This is a genomic window from Methylobacter sp. (assembly GCF_036845245.1).
In the GTDB taxonomy this organism is placed as follows: domain Bacteria; phylum Pseudomonadota; class Gammaproteobacteria; order Methylococcales; family Methylomonadaceae; genus Methylobacter_A.
The window spans coordinates 1-17367 of sequence record NZ_DAIUEH010000081.1 but is presented as its reverse complement, the minus strand read 5'-3'; the positions used below and the strand labels follow the sequence as shown (position 1 = coordinate 17367).

Here is a 17367-nt window from a genome sequence, read left to right as displayed (position 1 = left end):
TGCTAAAATCGGATGGATCCATTTTAGCTTTCGCGAAAAATCCTGGCGCGCTTAAGCTTGGGAATTCTTCTATTAGAAGTATTTACTGGGAAAAACATGCAGAAAATGGCGTGCGAATTGCCGTTAAAGAAACACCATTTGGATGGAGGGGAGATATGTACTCACTCTATCTGCTTGAAGCTAATGTCGAGCAAAAAGATTTCCTAAAGGATGCTCAGGAGGGCTATGGAAAATCGAGATATTCTGCTCAGATTCAAGACACATGGCGACCTCCTCTAGTCTTTTCGAGCAAATCAAGAAATACTTGGTTTGTCGTAGTTGGTGAGCCATATCAACAAGGCTTAGGTTCAATAAAGATATGGATTTTAAGCCTTGGATTTTCAAATCAATTAAACAGAGCATAAAGCGTTGCGAGATAATTTGTAACTAAATCATCACCTTCGGCTGGAGCCCAGGGTGCTTTCTCTTCTGCTGTAATCGGAACAAATGGCCCTGCTTTGGCTTCAAAGAACACGGTTCCACTTTTCAGTGCGAGTACCGTGTGAAAAGTGCCGTAAGGAATGTCAACGCCAACAGTCTCACTGTTTGCTTCCAATTTCAGCGTTTGCTGAACGTTACCGGCTGAGTCGAAAACTATTAAGCCCAGCTTGCCGGAAAGGCAAATCATAGTTTCCCCTTTGTTTGGGTCGTTATGTTTGTGCGGCATAACATATGAGTTTGGCTCTATAGCATTTAATAATCGGTGCGCTTGAGCTTCACTACTTTCATGAAAATTGTGATTCTTACGTCGGCGAGGCGATGCTATGGCTTCCACGCTAAGATTTTTGAGCAGTTGCTGATTGATGGGAGTAATCATACGTTTTTGATCCTATTTTTCCCTGTGGATTAATTAAGCCGCTCCAAAAGCGGGACGGGTAACATGTCCTGTTTGCTGTTGCACACATCGACAAGCCGGAAACAACGCTGTAAGGCGTATTGACAAGATAAGGCGGCTTCGCGGTTAGGCAATCCACCACTTCGGCTGGCTGTCATTGGTATTGTGTGCTGCTTGGCTAAGATCAGCTCTGCCAATTCCACAGAACGATTCTCTGAGTTAGCATGGACAGCTAAGTTGCTGTTCAAATGCCCCCGCTAGTCCTTGTTACGAGTAATTAATGATCATCGCGAGTGATATTGTGTTGATGCTCAATACCTTCGGTTAAATTGTAACCTTCGTTATTGAATAGATCGCCGGTAAAAAACAAACGCAGATCTATAATCCAAGCAACTTTTTTCAGCTTATTGTTTTCTATGATAATAGTTGAAAGTTTATGATCGTTATCAATAACCTGATCCACAATTGTTTTGGGGTTAGTCGGGTCTTCTTTCAGCGCACCAGACACAATACGTTGAGCAGATTCCATTGTCAGCACTGGATACGTAGTAGATAGCTCAGCATTTTGATCATTTTTAAGTGATTGCGCGTTAAAATAACCAATATCATAGACAAGCTTAAACATCAGGCCAACCATAAGCACGGCACCATAAACAGAGAGGCCGATTTTTAATCGCCTTCTAATGCGAGGGTTTGATAGTTTTTTTATGATAGCGCGAACTTTCATATTCATTTTTATTGAGGTTCCATGGCTTTATTTGTCATTATTTAACGTCCAAGCCGGCGGTTGAATAGATCAAAATTTGGCCCATTTTACAACAAAAGAATCTTTAGATTTTCCAATGGCTAACCCGCATGATAACTTTTGATGGGTTTCGCTTACGCTCTACTCATCCTGGCAGATTCTATTGCTAGAACCGGCTTATCCCGGCCCAGCCTACAGTACGATCTTCGATCCTTGCACAGCCAATACACCGGAACGACCCTCAATTGTTGACATAACCAATTCATGACAAGGTAATGCGGCGATATCAAGCTCGGCGACATATTCTGACAGCGTACCGATGTCATCTTCGGCTTTTTGCCACAGTCGCAGCAGTTTTTCCATGACCGGCAGCAACTTCATGCCTTCAAGCTCCGCATGCAAAGTATACACATGGCCTTCCGGCGCGGGCTTGCGGCTGGCGGCGAATACCGCTTCATGCACGTTGGCTTCGGTGATGCCGTTACAGCCGAGCAGTTCGTCGAGCGTCGGCAGGGTGGTGGGAATTTGCGGGCATTGAAAGGTCTCGCCTTCCATTTGGGGAATAAAAGGAGACTGGCCGCGGCAGTCGCTGGCGTAACGAAAACCCAGTTGTTGTTCCAGTTGCAGCGTGTGTTTATTTAACTGCCAGCCGGCCGCACCGTGTACTGAAGGCGGATGGCCGAAAATGTCCTGAAATGAATCGATGGCGGCCTGTATTTCTTTTTGCGTCCATGCCGCATCGCGGTTGGCGACCTTATCCTGCCAGCAGATGTGGTCGTAGCAATGTACGCCCACCTCATGCCCTGCCTTCTCGGTTTGCCGCATGATGTCGCGACCCCGGCGGCCGATATGCGGACCCGGAAGCAAGGTGCCGTAGAGCAAGGTTTTCAGCCCGTAATGGCTGAGCACCGAGGTACGCTGCACCTTGCTGAAAAAACCCGGCCTGAATATCCGGCGCAGCGCCCGACCGGTATGGTCGGGGCCGAGGCTGAACAGAAATGTGGCTTTCACGCCGTAGCGTTGATACAAGTCCAGCAATGCCGGTACGCCTTCCAGCGTACCGCGCAGTGTATCCACATCGACTTTCAGGGCGATTTTCATAAAGTCAGGTCTTGATCGATCAGTTCTCTTGCGGCGGCAACTTCGTGACTGTAGGCGTCGAAAATTTTGCGCAAGGCGTCTTCCACGCCGATTTCAGGCTTCCAGCCCAGATCGTCCATGGTATTGCCAATCCAGGGCACGCGGGTTTTAACGTCTTGGTAGCCGGCTCCATAGTAATCATTGGCGCTGGTATCGATTAATTCGACTTTAGCCGCCAGTTCTTGGTATGCAGGATGTTCTTTGGCGATTTTCAGCATCAGCTCGGCAAGTTCTCTGATCGACAAGTCGTTGGTCGGATTGCCGATATTGTAAATATTGCCGGTGGCTTTACCGTTTTCGTTCTTGATGATGCGCACCAACGCGTCGATACCGTCGCTAACGAAGGTGAAACTGCGGCGCTGCTGGCCGCCATCGACCAGTTTAATGGATTCGCCTCTGGCGATATGGCCCAGAAACTGGGTCACTACCCGTGAGCTGCCTTCTTTTGGCGTATGAATGCTGTCGAGGCCGGGACCTATCCAGTTAAAAGGCCGGAACAGCGTGTAATCGAAACCTTGTTCCTGTCCGTAAGCGCAGATCACCCGGTCCAGCAATTGCTTGGAGCAGGAATAAATCCAGCGCGGTTTATTCAATGGCCCTAATACCAGATCGGATTCATAGGGATGGAATTCATCGTCCGTGCACATGCCGTAAACTTCCGAGGTTGAAGGGAACAGCACGCGTTTTTTGTATTTCACACAAGCGCGGATAATCGGCAGGTTCGCCTCGAAATCCAGTTCGAATACCGCCAGCGGGTGCATTACATAAGTCGCAGGCGTGGCGATTGCAACCAGCGGCAGAATCACGTCGCATTTTCTAATGTGATATTCCATCCACTCGTGGTTAATGGTGATGTCGCCTTCAAAAAAATGGAAGCGTTCATTCTCGCGAAATGATTCAACGCGATTGGATTGCATGTCCATGCCATAGACATGCCAATCGGTAGTTTCGAGTATGCGCTTTGAAAGATGATGACCGATAAAACCATTGACACCCAGTATGAGTACGTTCATAAGTTCCTGATTGATTATAGTAAAAGTTGTTAGTTGTTTACGATTGGAAATAACCGGTCATCATTGGACAGGGATTTAAACGCAGCCTGATCCAGCGATATTCCGTCACAAGTTAGTTGTTCAATACGAAAGCGTTTGTTATCCATGCAGTCGGCATAAAAATGGCCGTCCGCCCAATAGATACACACTTTGCCCTGATTCATAGCGGCTTCGCCGGTGTAATGACTGCCGAGCAGAAAAATACGTTTGCCGTTGCTGTCGAAAAATGCGCCCGGATAAGGCGGCGCTACAGCCCTGACCAGGTTATGAATAGTCCAGGCCGATTGCTGCCAGTCGATACGGCCGTGTTCGGGCTTGCGTCCACCGAAATAACTGCCTTGGGCAAGATCCAACGGTTTGGCTTCTATCTTGCCATCAAGCAACAAAGGCAAACAGCGATCCAATAAGGTTTTGGCGGCTGGCGTCAGTTTCAAAAAAACATCGTGCGCGCTATCGTTGGGTAAAATGGCGACCGCTTCCTGATCGATCAACGAACCGGCATCGGGCTTTTCCACCATTTGATGGAGACTGACGCCGGTTGTCGATTCGCCATGTAAAACCGCCCAATTGACCGGCGCGCGGCCCCGGTATTTCGGCAGCAACGAACCGTGCAGGTTATAAGCGCCCCGGGGCGGGATAGTCAACAGGCCGGGGCTCAGCATGTGCCGGTAATAAAAAGAAAAAAACCATTGCGGCTTGAGTCCGGCAATGTGTTCGATCACGTCCGCTTGATTCGGATTCTCCGGCGTTATCACCGGAATGTGGTGCCTGTTTGCCAGTTCGGCAACGCTGCCGAACCAGATATTTTCCGCGGGGTCATCCTGATGGGTAACCACCAGTTTAATCTCGACTCCGGCTTGCAGCAGGCATTCTATGCCGGTAACGCCGATATTATGGTAGGCAAAAACAACGGCTGACGGCTTCAAGCTTTATCGCCTTTGGAATTATCCAACACGGCTTTAACCAGATAGCGGGGGCGCGAACGGGTTTGGGAATAAATCCGTCCGATGTACTCGCCCAGCAGGCCGATACCGAACAACAGGATGCCGATCAAGAAAAACATAATCGCAAACAGCGTAAAAACGCCGTCCGCTTCCGGTCCGACGGTCAGTCTGCGCCAACCCAGATAGCCCACAAAGAATAACGACAGTATGGAGACTCCGATACCGATCAACGAAAATGCCTGCAAAGGAGCAATGGAGAATCCTGTCATCAAGTCGAAGTTAAGATGGATCAACTTGAGCAGCGAGTATTTCGATTCCCCGGCCGCGCGTTCTTCATGGTCGATAACGATTTCCGTCGGATTTCCGGCATAAAGGTAAGCCAGCGCCGGTATAAAAGTATTGGTTTCAGTGGTGGCTAAAACGGCATTGACGATGTCACGGTGATAAGCTCGCATCATGCAGCCCTGATCGGTAATGCGGATGCGGGTAATTTTTTCGCGTAAGCGATTCATCGCTAACGAAGCCCAATGCCGCCAGCGGCTATCCCTGCGTTCCCGCCGGATTGTGCCGACATAATCGTAACCGGCATCCATTTGCAGCAGCAGGTTGGGGATTTCTTCCGGCGGATTTTGCAGGTCTGCATCGAGAGTAAGGATATAGTTCCCTTGGGCGCGTTCAAAACCCGCGATCAGTGCTGCATGCTGTCCGGCATTGGCGCGTAAAAATACGACGCGAGTGGTATCGGGGAACAGTTGAAACTGCTTGCGGAGCAATGCGGCCGATTGGTCGCGGCTACCGTCATCAACAAAAATGACTTCGTAGCTGTGCTTAAGATTTTCCAGAACGGGATAAAGCCGTTCAAATAATAACGATAAAACAGCTTCTTCGTTATAAACAGGAATAACGATGGAGACTTCCGGAGTTTCAAAATTGTTCGTCATTAATATATTTTAAAGAGTAATAGTGTAGTAAGTGAATCATAAATTATTACTATGTAGGGTGCACTTGTGCATACCTTCCGTCATTCAATGGTATGCCAGCATGACCTACACGGCTTAAGTGCTTTATTTATAAGAACCCTTGAGCAATGAAAGAATCACCGAACAGACATGGTCAACATCTTTCTCTTCCATGCCGGGAAACAGCGGGAGCGTCAATGTCTGCTCGCCGATTCTTTCAGCATTAGGGAAATCGCCGGGCTTGTAGCCATATTGACGATAAAATGAGAACAGATGCATAGCCGGATAATGAATACCCACAGTGATGGATTGTTGCTTGAACACTTCGAGCGTCTGGTTACGGTCCAGGCCGATCTTGGCCCAGTCCAGCAGGACACAGAACATATGCCAACTGTGGCCTTCGACATCGGCAGGCAACACCAGCGCATCATGTTTCGGAAGCTGCTGTAAATAGCGCTCAACCAGCGTCCGGCGTTTTCGGTTAAAACCGTCCAGTTTCTTTAATTGTACTAAGCCCAGCGCTGCGCCTACATCCGGCATATTCATTTTGCCGCCCCATGCGGATACGTCCATGGCACCTTGCTGATCTCTCTCGATGCCGTGAAAGCGAATACCTTCAATTTTTTTGAGCAGCACAGGGTCATTAATCGCAAGCGCGCCGCCTTCAATCGTGGTCATGTTCTTATTAGGATGAAAACTGAAACAGACCGGGTTTCCCGAGCTGCCGATTTGGCGGCCCTTATATTCGGTGCCGATAGCCTGAGCGGCATCCTCAAGCACCAGCAGATCATGCTGTTCGGCCAGCTGATAGATAGCATCCATATCGACAGCGCAGCCGGCAAAATGCACCGGAATAACGGCTCTGGTGTTCGGAGTGATTGCCGCAGCAACTGCAGCCGCATCGATATTTCTTGAGACCAGATCAACATCGACGAACTTGGGCGTTGCTCCGCAACGAACGATGACATTGGCGCTGGCGACAAAACTCATCGCAGGAACGATCACTTCGTCGCCCGGTCCGATTCCGTAGGCGAGCAGAACGGCTTCCAATGCGCTGGTGCCTGAGTTGAATACCCGAAGCTGTACATCGCCGCCGATATAATCGGCCAGCGCGGATTCAAACGCGGCAACTTTCGGGCCGGTTGCCAGCCATCCTGATTCGAGCACTTCTTTGATTGCTTCAAACTCTTCTTTATCAAGGGTGGGGCGAGTAAATGGAAGCATTCTTAACTCCTTGCTAAAACGTAAACGCCGAGAAGAACGATGCCTATCCCGATCAAGCGGGTCGGATTCATCGCTTCGCCGAACAATTGCCACGCGGCAAATGCATTAAGCACATAGCCCATGGACAGCATCGGATAGGCGATGCTGACATCGACTCTGGACAATGCCAATATCCAGACGATGACGCTAATGCCGTAACAAATCAATCCGATCCAGAGAAAAGGCTCGAAGGCCAGCCTCAAAAATGCCGTAGAGGATGAGGAAAAATTCAGGCCGATGATGCCCATTTCCTTGACGCTGGCTTTGAGCGCCAATTGTGCGACGGCATTCAGCATGACGCCGGTCAGGATGATACAGAAACTGACTATATTCATCGACGGGCCACCGCGATATAACGAGCGTTTTCATAAATCGTGTGCATAGGAATTTGCTGTTGTTTCCATTCGTCATAAGTTGTCTGGTTAAGCAAGCTTATCGCCTGCTCCGAATTTAGCCATACAGGCAGGAAGTCCGCATTATTGATCCATTTTTGCGGTTCCTGGTTAATGCCGAATTCCAGTTCGCCGGTAAAGCCAACCAGTTTAATGGTTCTGCCCAAATAATAAGGCAGGGATTGGTCGTAGCGGCTAACATCATAAATCTCGACAGTGTTCTTGCCAATATAAGCCTGGATAGCTTCCGCCATCTGTTTGCTGGAACGCAATTCGCTGATACTTTGATAGCCCCATGAAAGCATTTGTATGCCAAGCAAGGCGCAAAGGGCATAGCTGGAGATAGCCAGGTTTTTTTTATCCTTTAGCAGCAATGTCGAAATGCCGGCTGCGGCTGCTAAAAATGCCGTTGCGATAATCCAGGGACGGAAAAGCGTCAGGTGTGACGCTAATCTTCCAATTTTGGCGGTATTGTCAGCTTGCCAGATAAAGAAAATGAATATAACGCCGGCAAGCACTAAAGCCACAATGCCGTCTGCAATAATATGTTTGTGTTTCGACATATTCTCGCCGACCAATAACGCAAGCGCCGGAAACATCGGCAAAATATAGCCCGGTAGCTTGGAATGGGAAATCGAAAAAAAGAAGAACACAAAAATCGTATAAACCCAAAGCAAGCGTGAGGCTTCGAATTTTCCGGGTTCAGCCCGCCAGGAAAAAGGCGGTTTAATCAAGCCGTTTATTGACGAGAATAGCCAGGGCATAGAGCCTATTGCAAAGACCGCAAAGAAATACCAGTTAGACTTAGTGCGTCCGTGAACATCGCTGGTAAAACGCTCGAAATGTTCATGAATGAAAAAGAAATGTGGGAATTCAGGATTTGCATAACTGACAGCAACGAACCACGGTGCGGCTATCAATAAATAGACCAGCAAGCCTTTGCCTAGGTGCAAATGACGCCATAGCGCCCAGTCGCGCTGCCAGAGGCTGTATAGAACGATCGCTCCGCCGGGCAGCACCAGCCCGATCAGGCCTTTGCTCAGTGTAGCTCCGGCAAGCGCAGCCCAAGCCAGCAGCATCCAGTTGCGTTCGTAGATGGGCTGGTCCCGTTCCGACTGGGCCAATACCAAAGCGCCGACAGCGATGATTAACAGTGAGCTAACCCCCATATCCAGGCTGTTGGCGTGTCCCATCCCAACATAAAGCACGGTGCTGATTGAAAACAGGAATGCGAAATAACCGGCACTGCGGCTATAAAGTCGGCCGCCTACAAAACCAACCCATAATGCGCCGATAAATCCGAGTCCCGCGCACCACACTCTGGCTGCGGCATTGGTTTCACCCAATAAGGCCATGCTGATGGCCGAGCCCCAATACTGCAAAGGCGGTTTTTCAAAGTATTTGAATCCATTGAGGCGGGGTGTAATCCAGTCGCCGGAATTCAGCATTTCCCTGGCAATTTCGGCGTATCGGCCTTCATCCGGTTCTATCAGATCGCGGTAACCCAGCAACAGAAACCAGATAAGTCCGGCGACAACGACTACTATTCCATTTATCCGGCATTGACGCAAAGACGCTGGTGTCATGTTTTGGTGATCCTTCAGAATTGCGGGCGTGAGTAAAAGGCTGACAATGATAATACAATTTGATATTTGGCACAGCTTTTATCAAAATGAGTGATTGAGAATGATAAACAAAATCAATTGGTTAATGTGCAGTCTCTGTGATGCTGTCATTTCAAAATACCTGTGTAATGATAATGAGCCACTCCCGATAGCACGGTTTCTATAAAAATAGTTCATAATTTACCGGCTAAAGGTAGAGGTCGATGCTTATTTGACTTTGTGCCTTTTAATTTCATTGAATAACAACATACTCGTTTTTAATTGGGGAGATACGCTTGGAAGCGAATTGGGCTAAAGGCTATAAAATAGGAAGGCGTAAGTTAATCACCGTCCTGGACAAAATGGTTGCTTTGGATTTGCTAAAGACGTTGTTGGCGGTTTGGTCGGTGATAGTCGTTATTATCGTCAGTCGGCAGTTTATCAGGATTCTTGACAAGGCTATTGAAGGACAGGTATCCAATCAAACCTTGATGACCGTTCTAGGTTTGAAAACAATTATTGCCAGCGCCGCTTTTTTGCCGGCTGCTTTATTTATGGCGGTGTTGATGATCTTAGGCAGGATGTACCGGGATCAGGAAATGTCGGCCGTGGCTTCAGCAGGCGGCGGCGCAGGGACAATCTATCGAGCTATATTCCTTCTGGTTTTTCCTTTAAGTGTGCTGTCGGCAGGTTTGTCATTTTATGTTTCGCCTTGGGCCGAAGCTATGATGGAGGAGCTTATGCATCAGGATAAGGAATCGGCTGACCTCAGAGGCGTTGCCGCCGGGAAGTTTAGTGAATATAGCCAAGGAGATCTGGTTTTTTATGTAGAAAAGATTGATGACGATAAATCGATGCATCAGGTTTTTGTACAACATAGGCAGGGAAACCGCTTGGCGATAATTAATGCCGAAGTAGGCAGATTGAAAGATTTACCTGACGGGCGTTATATCGTTTTGGAAAAGGGTGAGCGTATACAGGGACAGCCGGGAACGGTCAATTATGTGATTGAGCAATTCTCCGAATACGCAGTACGGATGGATACCAAAGAATCAGCCACTAATTTTGGTAAAGAGTCGGTTGCCAGCGATACCTTGGCGACTTCCGGTCAAATAACCGATATTGCCGAATTGCAGCGGCGATTTTCTGTACCGATGGGAATCATGTTGCTTAGCTTTATTGCTGTTCCTCTGGCGCAAATGTCGCCTCGCGGTGGTGTGTACGGGAATATGCTGGTTGGCTTTTTAATCTATTTCAGCTACGGGAATCTTATTCGTGTCAGCCAGAGTTGGGTAATGAACCAAACCATTCCGGCATGGCTGGGCATTGTCGGCGTCAATACACTTTTGCTGTTGATAGGCGGAATTTTGTTGGCAAGATTATACGGATGGCAATGGCTGGTTATAAAAGTCAGGGAAAAGGTAACTAAGTGAATGTATTAACAGGCTATATAGTCAGGGAAATATTAAAAGGGTCTTTAGTATCCATTCTATTATTATTGACCTTATTCAATTTGTTTACTTTCAGTGATCAGCTAAAAGACTTGGGCAAAGGGCATTACGGCTTAACAGAGATTTTTTATTATCTTGCGCTGACTTCACCTACCGTTTTTTATGAATTGATGCCCGCATCTGCATTATTAGGCAGCCTGTTTATATTGGGTGCGATGGGTAATAACCGCGAACTGATCGCGATGCGCGCCGCGGGCTTATCTGTTTTGGGGATTATTAAGGCGGTTATGGTCGCCGGTATGATTTTAGTCGTCATTTCTATATTGGTCGGTGAATTTGTCGCGCCGGTAACCGAGCGCTCGGCGCAGATGATTAAAGTCAACGCGGTGGATGAAGGCCGTGTTGTTATGAATGTCAAATATGGGCTCTGGCTGCGTGAAGGTAAAAAATTCATTAATGTACGAAAAATACAGGATGACGGAAACCTGGCTGATATCAGTATTTATGAACTGGATGAACAGCGCCATCTGCGTTATTCAACGCATGCAGAAAAAGCGGTTTTTCAGGGTAATCAGCAATGGAAATTAGAGGGTGTCAAGCAATCAGACATTTCCATACAGCAGATGACAGCCAGTCAGCAAAATGAGCAAGTATGGCTATCAAACGTTGCCCCCGATTTATTAGAGATTGTTGTGGTCAACTCGCATGATCTGTCCATGTACGATTTGGCTATGTATATCGGTTTTTTAAAGGATAATCATCAAAAGTCGCATGAATTTGAACTGGCTTTCTGGGGGCGCGTGGTGAATCCCTTGGTTGTTTTGGTTATGCTGCTGGTGTCCGCACCCTTTGTTATTGGTGTTAAACGCGGCATTAACGTTGGCGGAAGGATGATGATAGGCGTCGTCATCGGCATGGGATTTAATATTATAGATAAAATTGTCGGACATATCGGGCTGATATATGATCTTAATCCTCCGCTAATGGCAGTTATGCCCAGTTTGACTGTGTTAGCCTTGGCGCTATTTGCGTTGAGCCGGGTGCAAGCGTAACCCTACGCAAAGGGCTGCCCAAATCGATAAAGTAAGCTTACAAGCGGGAGTTAAAGTGGCAATTAGACGTTTTAAGGATAAGCAACCAAAAATCGGCAAGTCGGTTTTTATAGATGACAGCGCTGTGGTCATTGGCGACGTTTCTTTGGGCGATAATGTTTCTATATGGCCCATGACTGTGCTCAGGGGCGATGTCGAAAGCATTATGATCGGCGAGGGAACTAATGTTCAGGACGGTTCCGTGTTGCATGTCACGCACGCCGGAAAATATACGGGTCAAGGTTATCCTTTAACCATAGGCAAGGGCGTTACTATCGGACATAGGGCGGTGGTTCACGCCTGCACCGTGGGCAATTATTGCCTGATAGGAATAGGCGCGATTATTATGGACGGTGCCGTTCTTGAAGATTATGTGATGCTGGGCGCCGGGGCGCTGGTTCCGCCAGGGAAAAAGCTGGAAAGCGGCCATCTTTATGTCGGTGTTCCTGCGAGACAGGCCAGGCCTTTAAATGAGTCCGAAAAAGAGTTCCTGGAATATTCTTCCCAACAGTATATTCATTTGAAAAATGAATACTTAAAGGCGTAGTACTCGCAGGGCATAACAGGCGGCCGATCGGTCGCCTGTTCAGATCATGGTTGTCGTTCTGAATTCAACAGCTCAATCACCGGCCGTGTCTGGGGTCGAACGCCACGCCAGATAAAAAAAGCTTCCGCCGCCTGCTCAACCAGCATGCCCAGTCCATCCAGACTCTTTGCCGCATGATTTTCCAGGCCCCAGCGCACAAAAGCCGTCGGTTCGTTGCCGTAGGCGAGGTCGTAACAGTTGCCTGCCGCCGCCAGTAAACCAGCCGGTAGCGGCGGTAATTGACCGCTTAAACTGGCGGATGTCGCATTTAAAATCAAATCGAATTGCCGATTTGCCAGTTCATCAAAGCCGCAGCCGGTAACGGGTCCCTTGTCGTGAAATTCAGCCGCCAGCTTAGTTGCCTTATCAACGGTACGGTTCGCGATAACAAGGGTTTGCGGGGATTGCTCAAGAATAGGCCCTATGATGCCCCGGCTGGCACCGCCGGCACCCAAAATCAGAATCCGAATGTCCGATAAGGTGATGGCATGATTGGTCGTCAAATCCGTTACCAAGCCTATGCCGTCGGTGTTATCGCCTAATATAGAACCGTCCGCCTGAAGTGCGAGCGTATTGACTGCCTTGCTCAATTCAGCGCGTTCGGTTTTATGGCCGGCATAGCGCCAAGCGAGTTCTTTTAGCGGTACGGTGCAATTCAAGCCTTTGCCGCCTTCGGCGAAAAACGTCGCAACGGTTGTCTGGAATTGCTCGGCGGGAACTTCTATAGCAGTATATTCAAGCGTTTGTCCGGTTTGTTCGGCAAAAAGGTGGTGAATGCGCGGCGATTTACTGTGTTTGATAGGGTGGCCAAACACCGCATAGCGGTCGATTAAAGTCATAATTGTGCTTTTCTCTCAGTCCATAATTCCCATGCAATAGTCACCGCAACAATCAAAATCGCAATACCCAACTCTATCCAGAGAAAATGCGGTGTATAAACGGAGACAACGGCGGCAACACCCAGGAACAGGCCGACCAAGCTAAAGCGCCAGCCTACGCGTATGCCGTCTAGGATGGTTGAGAGCGATAAAATCAGCAGGATAATCAGCCCGGCATCCTCTTCGGCTATCCGTCCGGACTGACGTATTAAGAACGCCCCGCCGACTACCAATAATGATGTGGCCCAGTGCATCGATTGCTCGCGGAGTATTATTTTGAAATCATCGGCCCTGTGCTTGGACTGTATCCAGCCGATAATCATTGCAAACAGGCCGAACAGGAACATCATAATAAGCCAGTAGCCATAACCGTCGGCAGGAGAAAAATCCATGATCCCGATACCGACCAGAGACAGGATCAGCAGTAAAATCAAAATGGCTTCTTCAATATGAAATCTCTTTTTTTCGGCGATTAAAATATCTTCTGACATAAGGCAGGCCTCCACTTCAGTTTGTTAGAATAATAATTATTTAAAGTGTCCGGATTAATCCTGTAACCACTGGGCTACAGATTTGGCGTAATAGGTCAGGATGGCATCGCTACCGGCACGTTTAAAAGCCAGCAGGGATTCCATGACGACTTGTTTCTCATCCAGCCAGCCGTTCATCGAAGCGGCTTTGAGCATCGCGTATTCGCCGCTGACCTGATAAGCGAACGTCGGCACGCCGTATCGGTCTTTTACCCGGCGGATAATATCCAGATAGGGCAAGCCGGGCTTGATCATGACCATGTCCGCACCTTCTTGCAAATCCAGCTGTATTTCACGCATGGCTTCATCGGAATTGGCCGGGTCCATTTGATAGCTGTATTTGTTGCCTTTGCCCAGCATTCCGGCGGAACCCACCGCATCCCTGAACGGGCCGTAAAAGCTGGAGGCGTATTTGGCGGAATAAGCCAATATTAGTGTATTGATATGGTTTTGGGCTTCCAGCGCCTGTCTTATCGCGCCGATACGGCCGTCCATCATGTCCGACGGCGCCACAATATCGGCTCCGGCTTCGGCATGGGACAGCGCCTGCCGGGTCAACACGTCGACGGTTTCGTCATTCATCACGTAGCCATCCGAGTTGACCAAGCCATCCTGCCCGTGAGTAGTAAAGGGGTCCAGTGCGACATCGGTAATAATGCCTAATTCCGGAACGGCTTTTTTTAAAGCTCTTATGCTACGTTGAACCAACCCTTCAGGATTATAGGCCTCGGCTGCATATTCCGATTTTTTATCGGCGGAAGTTACCGGGAACAGCGCGATGGCCGGGATGCCCAGATTAAAAAGCTGATATGCTTCTTCAAGCAATAAATCCAGGGAGAGTCTTTCTACGCCCGGCATGGATGAGATGGATTCCCGTTGATTTGAGCCTTCAGCGACAAACATCGGATAAATCAAATCATCAACAGATAAGTTGTTTTCGCGCATTAAACGACGGGAAAAGTCGTTATAACGCATTCTTCTCATGCGTGTTTGAGGAAAATTGATGTTATTATATGTCATCTTATCCTTAAGCTGTAAGGTTTGGAAAATCTTAAATCTCTGTAGAGACATTGCAGTGAAACATCTCTATTTTGAGTGCAGATTTAAGTACAGAGGATTTATTGTATCAGGGATATCACTCTGATATTTGAAGAGTGAATACATCCGTCAGTTTGATTTTAGAGGGTTTTATGAAAGCTAAGCAAGTTACAATATTCAGTTTATTGGCTGTATTACTCAGTTTAATACCTGTCACTAAGGTGATCGCAGCTGATTTATTGCCGCCACAACAGGCAATACAAGTGGCCTCTGCAAAATTACAGGAAAAACTGCAAGATAAGTCGTTTACCAAAGATTTTTCCAAAATTACGCAATTCGTTAATGAAGTCATTTATCCGCATACTGATTTCGACAGAATTTCAGAATTAGTTTTGGGTAAAATCTGGAAAACAGCAACTAATGATGAACGCGATCGTTTTAAGCATGAATTTCAAACCCTGCTGGTAAGAACCTATTCCCGCGCTTTTGTAGAATTTCATGATTGGTCAGTTCGTTTTCTGCCTCTTGAAATGGGTAGTGATGATAAAAAAGTTATTGTAAAAACCGAAGTGTTACAACCCGGCATACAGCCTATCGGCGTTAATTACAGGATGCTGCTGAGTGATGGCGAATGGAAAGCCTACGATATTATGATTGAAGGTGTAAGTTTAGTGACCAATTACCGCAGTACGTTCAGTAATGAAGTTCAAACCAAAGGTTCATTGAGCGCGGTTATTGAAGGGCTGGTTAAACGTAATGCCGAAGCGTTGGCGGCAAAACCGGCAGCGAATTCTTAACGCATTGCGAAAACATGTTACACCACTCTGTAGGGGCGGCTTTAGTCGCCCGGAGCGAATGAACTTACCCCTACAGCTGCCGCCCGTTCCGCCCCGCACGACTTTATTTCTTAAACCATGAATTCCCCGAAAGACTCCATTTATGCCAGCCCCATCGGGGAAATCGGCGCTTTTAAATTTGACGAAACAGTAGCCGGCGTCTTTCCTGATATGATTCAACGCTCAGTTCCCGGTTATAGCGCAATTATTTCGGCGATAGGTCTTTTGGCCGGGCGTTTTGCCCGTGAGCATAGCGTCTGTTACGATCTGGGCTGCTCGCTGGGCGCCGCGACCTTGTCGATGCGTCACCAGATTGAAGCTGGAAACTGTCGCATTATTGCCGTTGATAATTCCGAAGCGATGGTGACGGGTTTTCAGGAAATATTAAAAAATGATCAGGCACCAGTTACAGTCGATGTGCTGTGTGCCGACATTCGTGAGGTTGCGATTGAGAATGCCTCCGTCGTAGTCTTAAACTTTACCCTCCAGTTTATTCCGCTTGAAGACCGGCTCGGTTTCTTGCAAAAAATCTATTGGGGACTTTTGCCCGGCGGCATTTTAATCCTGTCGGAAAAACTCAAATTTGATGATGATCGGCAGCAGGAATTGCAAATAGAAATGCATCACGCCTTTAAAAAAGCGCAAGGTTACAGTGACCTGGAAATCAGCCAGAAACGCACCGCGCTGGAAAATGTGCTGATTCCTGAAACTTTCGCCCAGCACCAGAGCCGTTTGCGCCAAGTTGGTTTCAGCAGTGCCGAAGTCTGGTTTCAATACTTTAATTTCGCCTCGATCATTGCGTTGAAATGATTAACTATCAACCCTTATACAATGCACTGATCGACGCCAAGGCCGAAGCTTGGGCAAATATTCTGCCCGAGCAGCTTGAGCGAGGCTTTGATCAGTCCAGGCATGGTAATCTTGCGCAGTGGCAGGCTTTGGTCGATAGCGTGCCGGAATTGCCCACCGAACATCGTGTGCTGGATGCCGATGCGGTGCAAATCGGCAGTGCGGATGACTTGGTCAACGACAGTGAGAACGTGCATTGTAGGAGCGAATTCATTCGCCTTGAAGAACAATTAAAATCTCTGCATCCCTGGCGCAAAGGCCCCTACAATTTATTCGGCATCCCCATAGACACCGAATGGCGCTCGGATTGGAAGTGGAACAGGGTAAAAAATCATATCGCGCCGCTGGAACACCGGCTGGTATTGGATGTTGGTTGCGGCAATGGCTATCACTGCTGGCGCATGCTTGGTGCCGGAGCAAAAACAGTCGTCGGCATTGACCCGATGATGCTCAATGTGATGCAGTTTCAGCTGATCAGGAAATTGTACGGCGAAGCGCCGGTTTACGTCCTGCCGATGGGCATAGAAGAGATGCCTTATGGCCTCAAGGCATTCGACACGGTATTTTCGATGGGCGTGTTGTACCATCGCCGTTCGCCTATCGAACATCTGATGGAATTAAGAGACTGCCTGCGACCCAGCGGCGAGCTGGTGCTGGAAACCCTGGTTATCGACGGAGGCTTGGGTCAAGTCTTACTGCCGGAAGACCGTTACGCCAGAATGCGCAACGTCTGGTTCCTGCCCAGCTGCGACACCTTGGTCAGTTGGCTAAAGCGCTGCGGCTTTAAAAATATCCGCGTGGTTGACGTGACCGTAACCAGTATCGAAGAACAGCGGACTACGGAGTGGATGACATTTCACTCGCTGAAAGATTTTTTGGATGCGGAAAATCCGCAACTGACCAGCGAAGGCTTGCCGGCGCCGAAACGGGCTATTGTTATTGCTAATGTGATGTAGGCCGGAAACGCCAGTTCTTGCTGTTGCTCGAACCAGCTTATTCCAGCCTACAGAGCTACTCATGATTCAATAAGTACCAGCTAAAGAAAGCGCGGCCTTTATCTGTCAAATTGATGTACCCAAGATTGCTAGTAGTCAGTCATATTGAAGCGAAGCGATAATTTGTGATATAGCTATTG

The 17367-nt window shown here is 48.1% G+C and carries 19 protein-coding genes; 7 read left to right on the top strand and 12 right to left on the bottom strand.

All coding sequences use genetic code 11. From position 1 onward, the window contains the following. Positions 1-404: hypothetical protein (locus V7051_RS23165; RefSeq protein WP_333879139.1), on the top strand; the 404-nt coding region annotated here is incomplete at its 5' end. On the opposite strand, the gene V7051_RS23160 is transcribed toward V7051_RS23165, so the two are convergent. From V7051_RS23160 to V7051_RS23120, 9 genes are all read right to left on the bottom strand, one after another. Next, the gene (locus V7051_RS23160; protein ID WP_333879140.1) at positions 386-856 is read right to left on the bottom strand and encodes a WbuC family cupin fold metalloprotein; all 471 of its coding nucleotides are present in this window, start codon (positions 854-856) and stop codon (positions 386-388) included. The two genes, V7051_RS23165 and V7051_RS23160, sit on opposite strands and share 19 nt — an antisense overlap. 295 nt (positions 857-1151) lie before the next feature. Then, positions 1152-1607, bottom strand: coding sequence for a hypothetical protein (locus V7051_RS23155; protein WP_333879143.1), 456 nt, complete (start codon positions 1605-1607; stop codon positions 1152-1154). Between the two features lie 204 nt (positions 1608-1811). Further along, on the bottom strand, positions 1812-2720 hold the full coding sequence (locus V7051_RS23150) for a polysaccharide deacetylase family protein (RefSeq protein WP_333879145.1): 909 nt from the start codon (positions 2718-2720) through the stop codon (positions 1812-1814). After that, positions 2717-3772 (bottom strand): bifunctional UDP-4-keto-pentose/UDP-xylose synthase, encoded by a 1056-nt coding sequence (locus V7051_RS23145; protein WP_333879146.1) that lies wholly within the window; start codon positions 3770-3772, stop codon positions 2717-2719. Before V7051_RS23145 ends, V7051_RS23150 begins: the two co-directional genes overlap by 4 nt. Before the next feature lie 29 nt (positions 3773-3801). Continuing rightward, positions 3802-4737: a formyltransferase gene (locus V7051_RS23140; RefSeq protein WP_333879147.1), complete on the bottom strand. Its 936-nt coding sequence runs from the start codon at positions 4735-4737 to the stop codon at positions 3802-3804. Continuing rightward, a complete protein-coding gene (locus tag V7051_RS23135; RefSeq protein ID WP_333879151.1) occupies positions 4734-5696 on the bottom strand; it encodes a glycosyltransferase in 963 nt (320 codons plus the stop codon). The genes V7051_RS23140 and V7051_RS23135 overlap by 4 nt, the downstream gene beginning before the upstream one ends. Positions 5697-5819: 123 nt before the next feature. Then, positions 5820-6938 carry a DegT/DnrJ/EryC1/StrS family aminotransferase gene (locus tag V7051_RS23130; protein WP_333879152.1) on the bottom strand — a complete coding sequence of 373 codons (1119 nt, stop codon included), beginning with the start codon at positions 6936-6938 and terminating at the stop codon, positions 5820-5822. 2 nt (positions 6939-6940) lie between these two features. Then, positions 6941-7312, bottom strand: a complete 372-nt coding sequence (locus V7051_RS23125; RefSeq protein ID WP_333879153.1) for an SMR family transporter — start codon at positions 7310-7312, stop codon at positions 6941-6943. Beyond that, a complete protein-coding gene (locus tag V7051_RS23120) occupies positions 7309-8955 on the bottom strand; it encodes a glycosyltransferase family 39 protein (RefSeq protein ID WP_333879154.1) in 1647 nt (548 codons plus the stop codon). Before V7051_RS23120 ends, V7051_RS23125 begins: the two co-directional genes overlap by 4 nt. Positions 8956-9335: 380 nt before the next feature. On the opposite strand from V7051_RS23120, the gene lptF reads away from it, so the two are divergent. The 3 genes from lptF to V7051_RS23105 are packed head-to-tail and all read left to right on the top strand — an operon-like array spanning position 9336 to position 12062. After that, positions 9336-10406, top strand: coding sequence for an LPS export ABC transporter permease LptF (gene lptF / locus V7051_RS23115; protein WP_333879168.1), 1071 nt, complete (start codon positions 9336-9338; stop codon positions 10404-10406). Next, entirely contained in the window at positions 10403-11476 is a 1074-nt protein-coding gene (lptG, locus tag V7051_RS23110; RefSeq protein ID WP_333879155.1) for an LPS export ABC transporter permease LptG, read from the top strand. Before lptF ends, lptG begins: the two co-directional genes overlap by 4 nt. Before the next feature lie 55 nt (positions 11477-11531). Beyond that, the gene (locus tag V7051_RS23105) at positions 11532-12062 is read left to right on the top strand and encodes a gamma carbonic anhydrase family protein (RefSeq protein ID WP_333879156.1); all 531 of its coding nucleotides are present in this window, start codon (positions 11532-11534) and stop codon (positions 12060-12062) included. A gap of 44 nt (positions 12063-12106) precedes the next feature. Here V7051_RS23105 and aroE read toward each other — a convergent pair whose 3' ends face one another. The 3 genes from aroE to hemB are packed head-to-tail and all read right to left on the bottom strand — an operon-like array spanning position 12107 to position 14529. Next, entirely contained in the window at positions 12107-12940 is an 834-nt protein-coding gene (gene aroE, locus V7051_RS23100; RefSeq protein ID WP_333879159.1) for a shikimate dehydrogenase, read from the bottom strand. Then, on the bottom strand, positions 12937-13470 hold the full coding sequence (locus tag V7051_RS23095; protein ID WP_333879160.1) for a hypothetical protein: 534 nt from the start codon (positions 13468-13470) through the stop codon (positions 12937-12939). Before V7051_RS23095 ends, aroE begins: the two co-directional genes overlap by 4 nt. Positions 13471-13524: 54 nt before the next feature. Continuing rightward, positions 13525-14529, bottom strand: a complete 1005-nt coding sequence (gene hemB / locus V7051_RS23090) for a porphobilinogen synthase (RefSeq protein ID WP_333879162.1) — start codon at positions 14527-14529, stop codon at positions 13525-13527. A gap of 170 nt (positions 14530-14699) precedes the next feature. Between hemB and V7051_RS23085 the strand changes: the two genes are divergently transcribed. From V7051_RS23085 to cmoB, 3 genes are all read left to right on the top strand, one after another. Continuing rightward, positions 14700-15344 (top strand): MlaC/ttg2D family ABC transporter substrate-binding protein, encoded by a 645-nt coding sequence (locus tag V7051_RS23085; protein ID WP_333879163.1) that lies wholly within the window; start codon positions 14700-14702, stop codon positions 15342-15344. Positions 15345-15461: 117 nt separating this feature from the next. Further along, positions 15462-16193: a carboxy-S-adenosyl-L-methionine synthase CmoA gene (gene cmoA / locus V7051_RS23080; protein WP_333879164.1), complete on the top strand. Its 732-nt coding sequence runs from the start codon at positions 15462-15464 to the stop codon at positions 16191-16193. Beyond that, on the top strand, positions 16190-17188 hold the full coding sequence (cmoB, locus tag V7051_RS23075) for a tRNA 5-methoxyuridine(34)/uridine 5-oxyacetic acid(34) synthase CmoB (protein WP_333879166.1): 999 nt from the start codon (positions 16190-16192) through the stop codon (positions 17186-17188). The genes cmoA and cmoB overlap by 4 nt, the downstream gene beginning before the upstream one ends. The last annotated feature ends 179 nt before the right edge of the window (positions 17189-17367 follow it).

What these genes read in the sequence shown, in the direction of transcription:
- V7051_RS23160 (WP_333879140.1), bottom strand. Translation starts at nt 856, where the DNA reads ATGATTACTCCCATCAATCAGCAACTGCTCAAAAATCTTAGCGTGGAA.
- V7051_RS23155 (WP_333879143.1), bottom strand. Translation starts at nt 1,607, where the DNA reads ATGAATATGAAAGTTCGCGCTATCATAAAAAAACTATCAAACCCTCGC.
- V7051_RS23150 (WP_333879145.1), bottom strand. Translation starts at nt 2,720, where the DNA reads ATGAAAATCGCCCTGAAAGTCGATGTGGATACACTGCGCGGTACGCTG.
- V7051_RS23145 (WP_333879146.1), bottom strand. Translation starts at nt 3,772, where the DNA reads ATGAACGTACTCATACTGGGTGTCAATGGTTTTATCGGTCATCATCTT.
- V7051_RS23135 (WP_333879151.1), bottom strand. Translation starts at nt 5,696, where the DNA reads ATGACGAACAATTTTGAAACTCCGGAAGTCTCCATCGTTATTCCTGTT.
- V7051_RS23130 (WP_333879152.1), bottom strand. Translation starts at nt 6,938, where the DNA reads ATGCTTCCATTTACTCGCCCCACCCTTGATAAAGAAGAGTTTGAAGCA.
- V7051_RS23125 (WP_333879153.1), bottom strand. Translation starts at nt 7,312, where the DNA reads ATGAATATAGTCAGTTTCTGTATCATCCTGACCGGCGTCATGCTGAAT.
- V7051_RS23120 (WP_333879154.1), bottom strand. Translation starts at nt 8,955, where the DNA reads ATGACACCAGCGTCTTTGCGTCAATGCCGGATAAATGGAATAGTAGTC.
- lptF (WP_333879168.1), top strand. Translation starts at nt 9,336, where the DNA reads ATGGTTGCTTTGGATTTGCTAAAGACGTTGTTGGCGGTTTGGTCGGTG.
- aroE (WP_333879159.1), bottom strand. Translation starts at nt 12,940, where the DNA reads ATGACTTTAATCGACCGCTATGCGGTGTTTGGCCACCCTATCAAACAC.
- V7051_RS23095 (WP_333879160.1), bottom strand. Translation starts at nt 13,470, where the DNA reads ATGTCAGAAGATATTTTAATCGCCGAAAAAAAGAGATTTCATATTGAA.
- hemB (WP_333879162.1), bottom strand. Translation starts at nt 14,529, where the DNA reads ATGACATATAATAACATCAATTTTCCTCAAACACGCATGAGAAGAATG.
- V7051_RS23085 (WP_333879163.1), top strand. Translation starts at nt 14,700, where the DNA reads ATGAAAGCTAAGCAAGTTACAATATTCAGTTTATTGGCTGTATTACTC.
- cmoA (WP_333879164.1), top strand. Translation starts at nt 15,462, where the DNA reads ATGAATTCCCCGAAAGACTCCATTTATGCCAGCCCCATCGGGGAAATC.
- cmoB (WP_333879166.1), top strand. Translation starts at nt 16,190, where the DNA reads ATGATTAACTATCAACCCTTATACAATGCACTGATCGACGCCAAGGCC.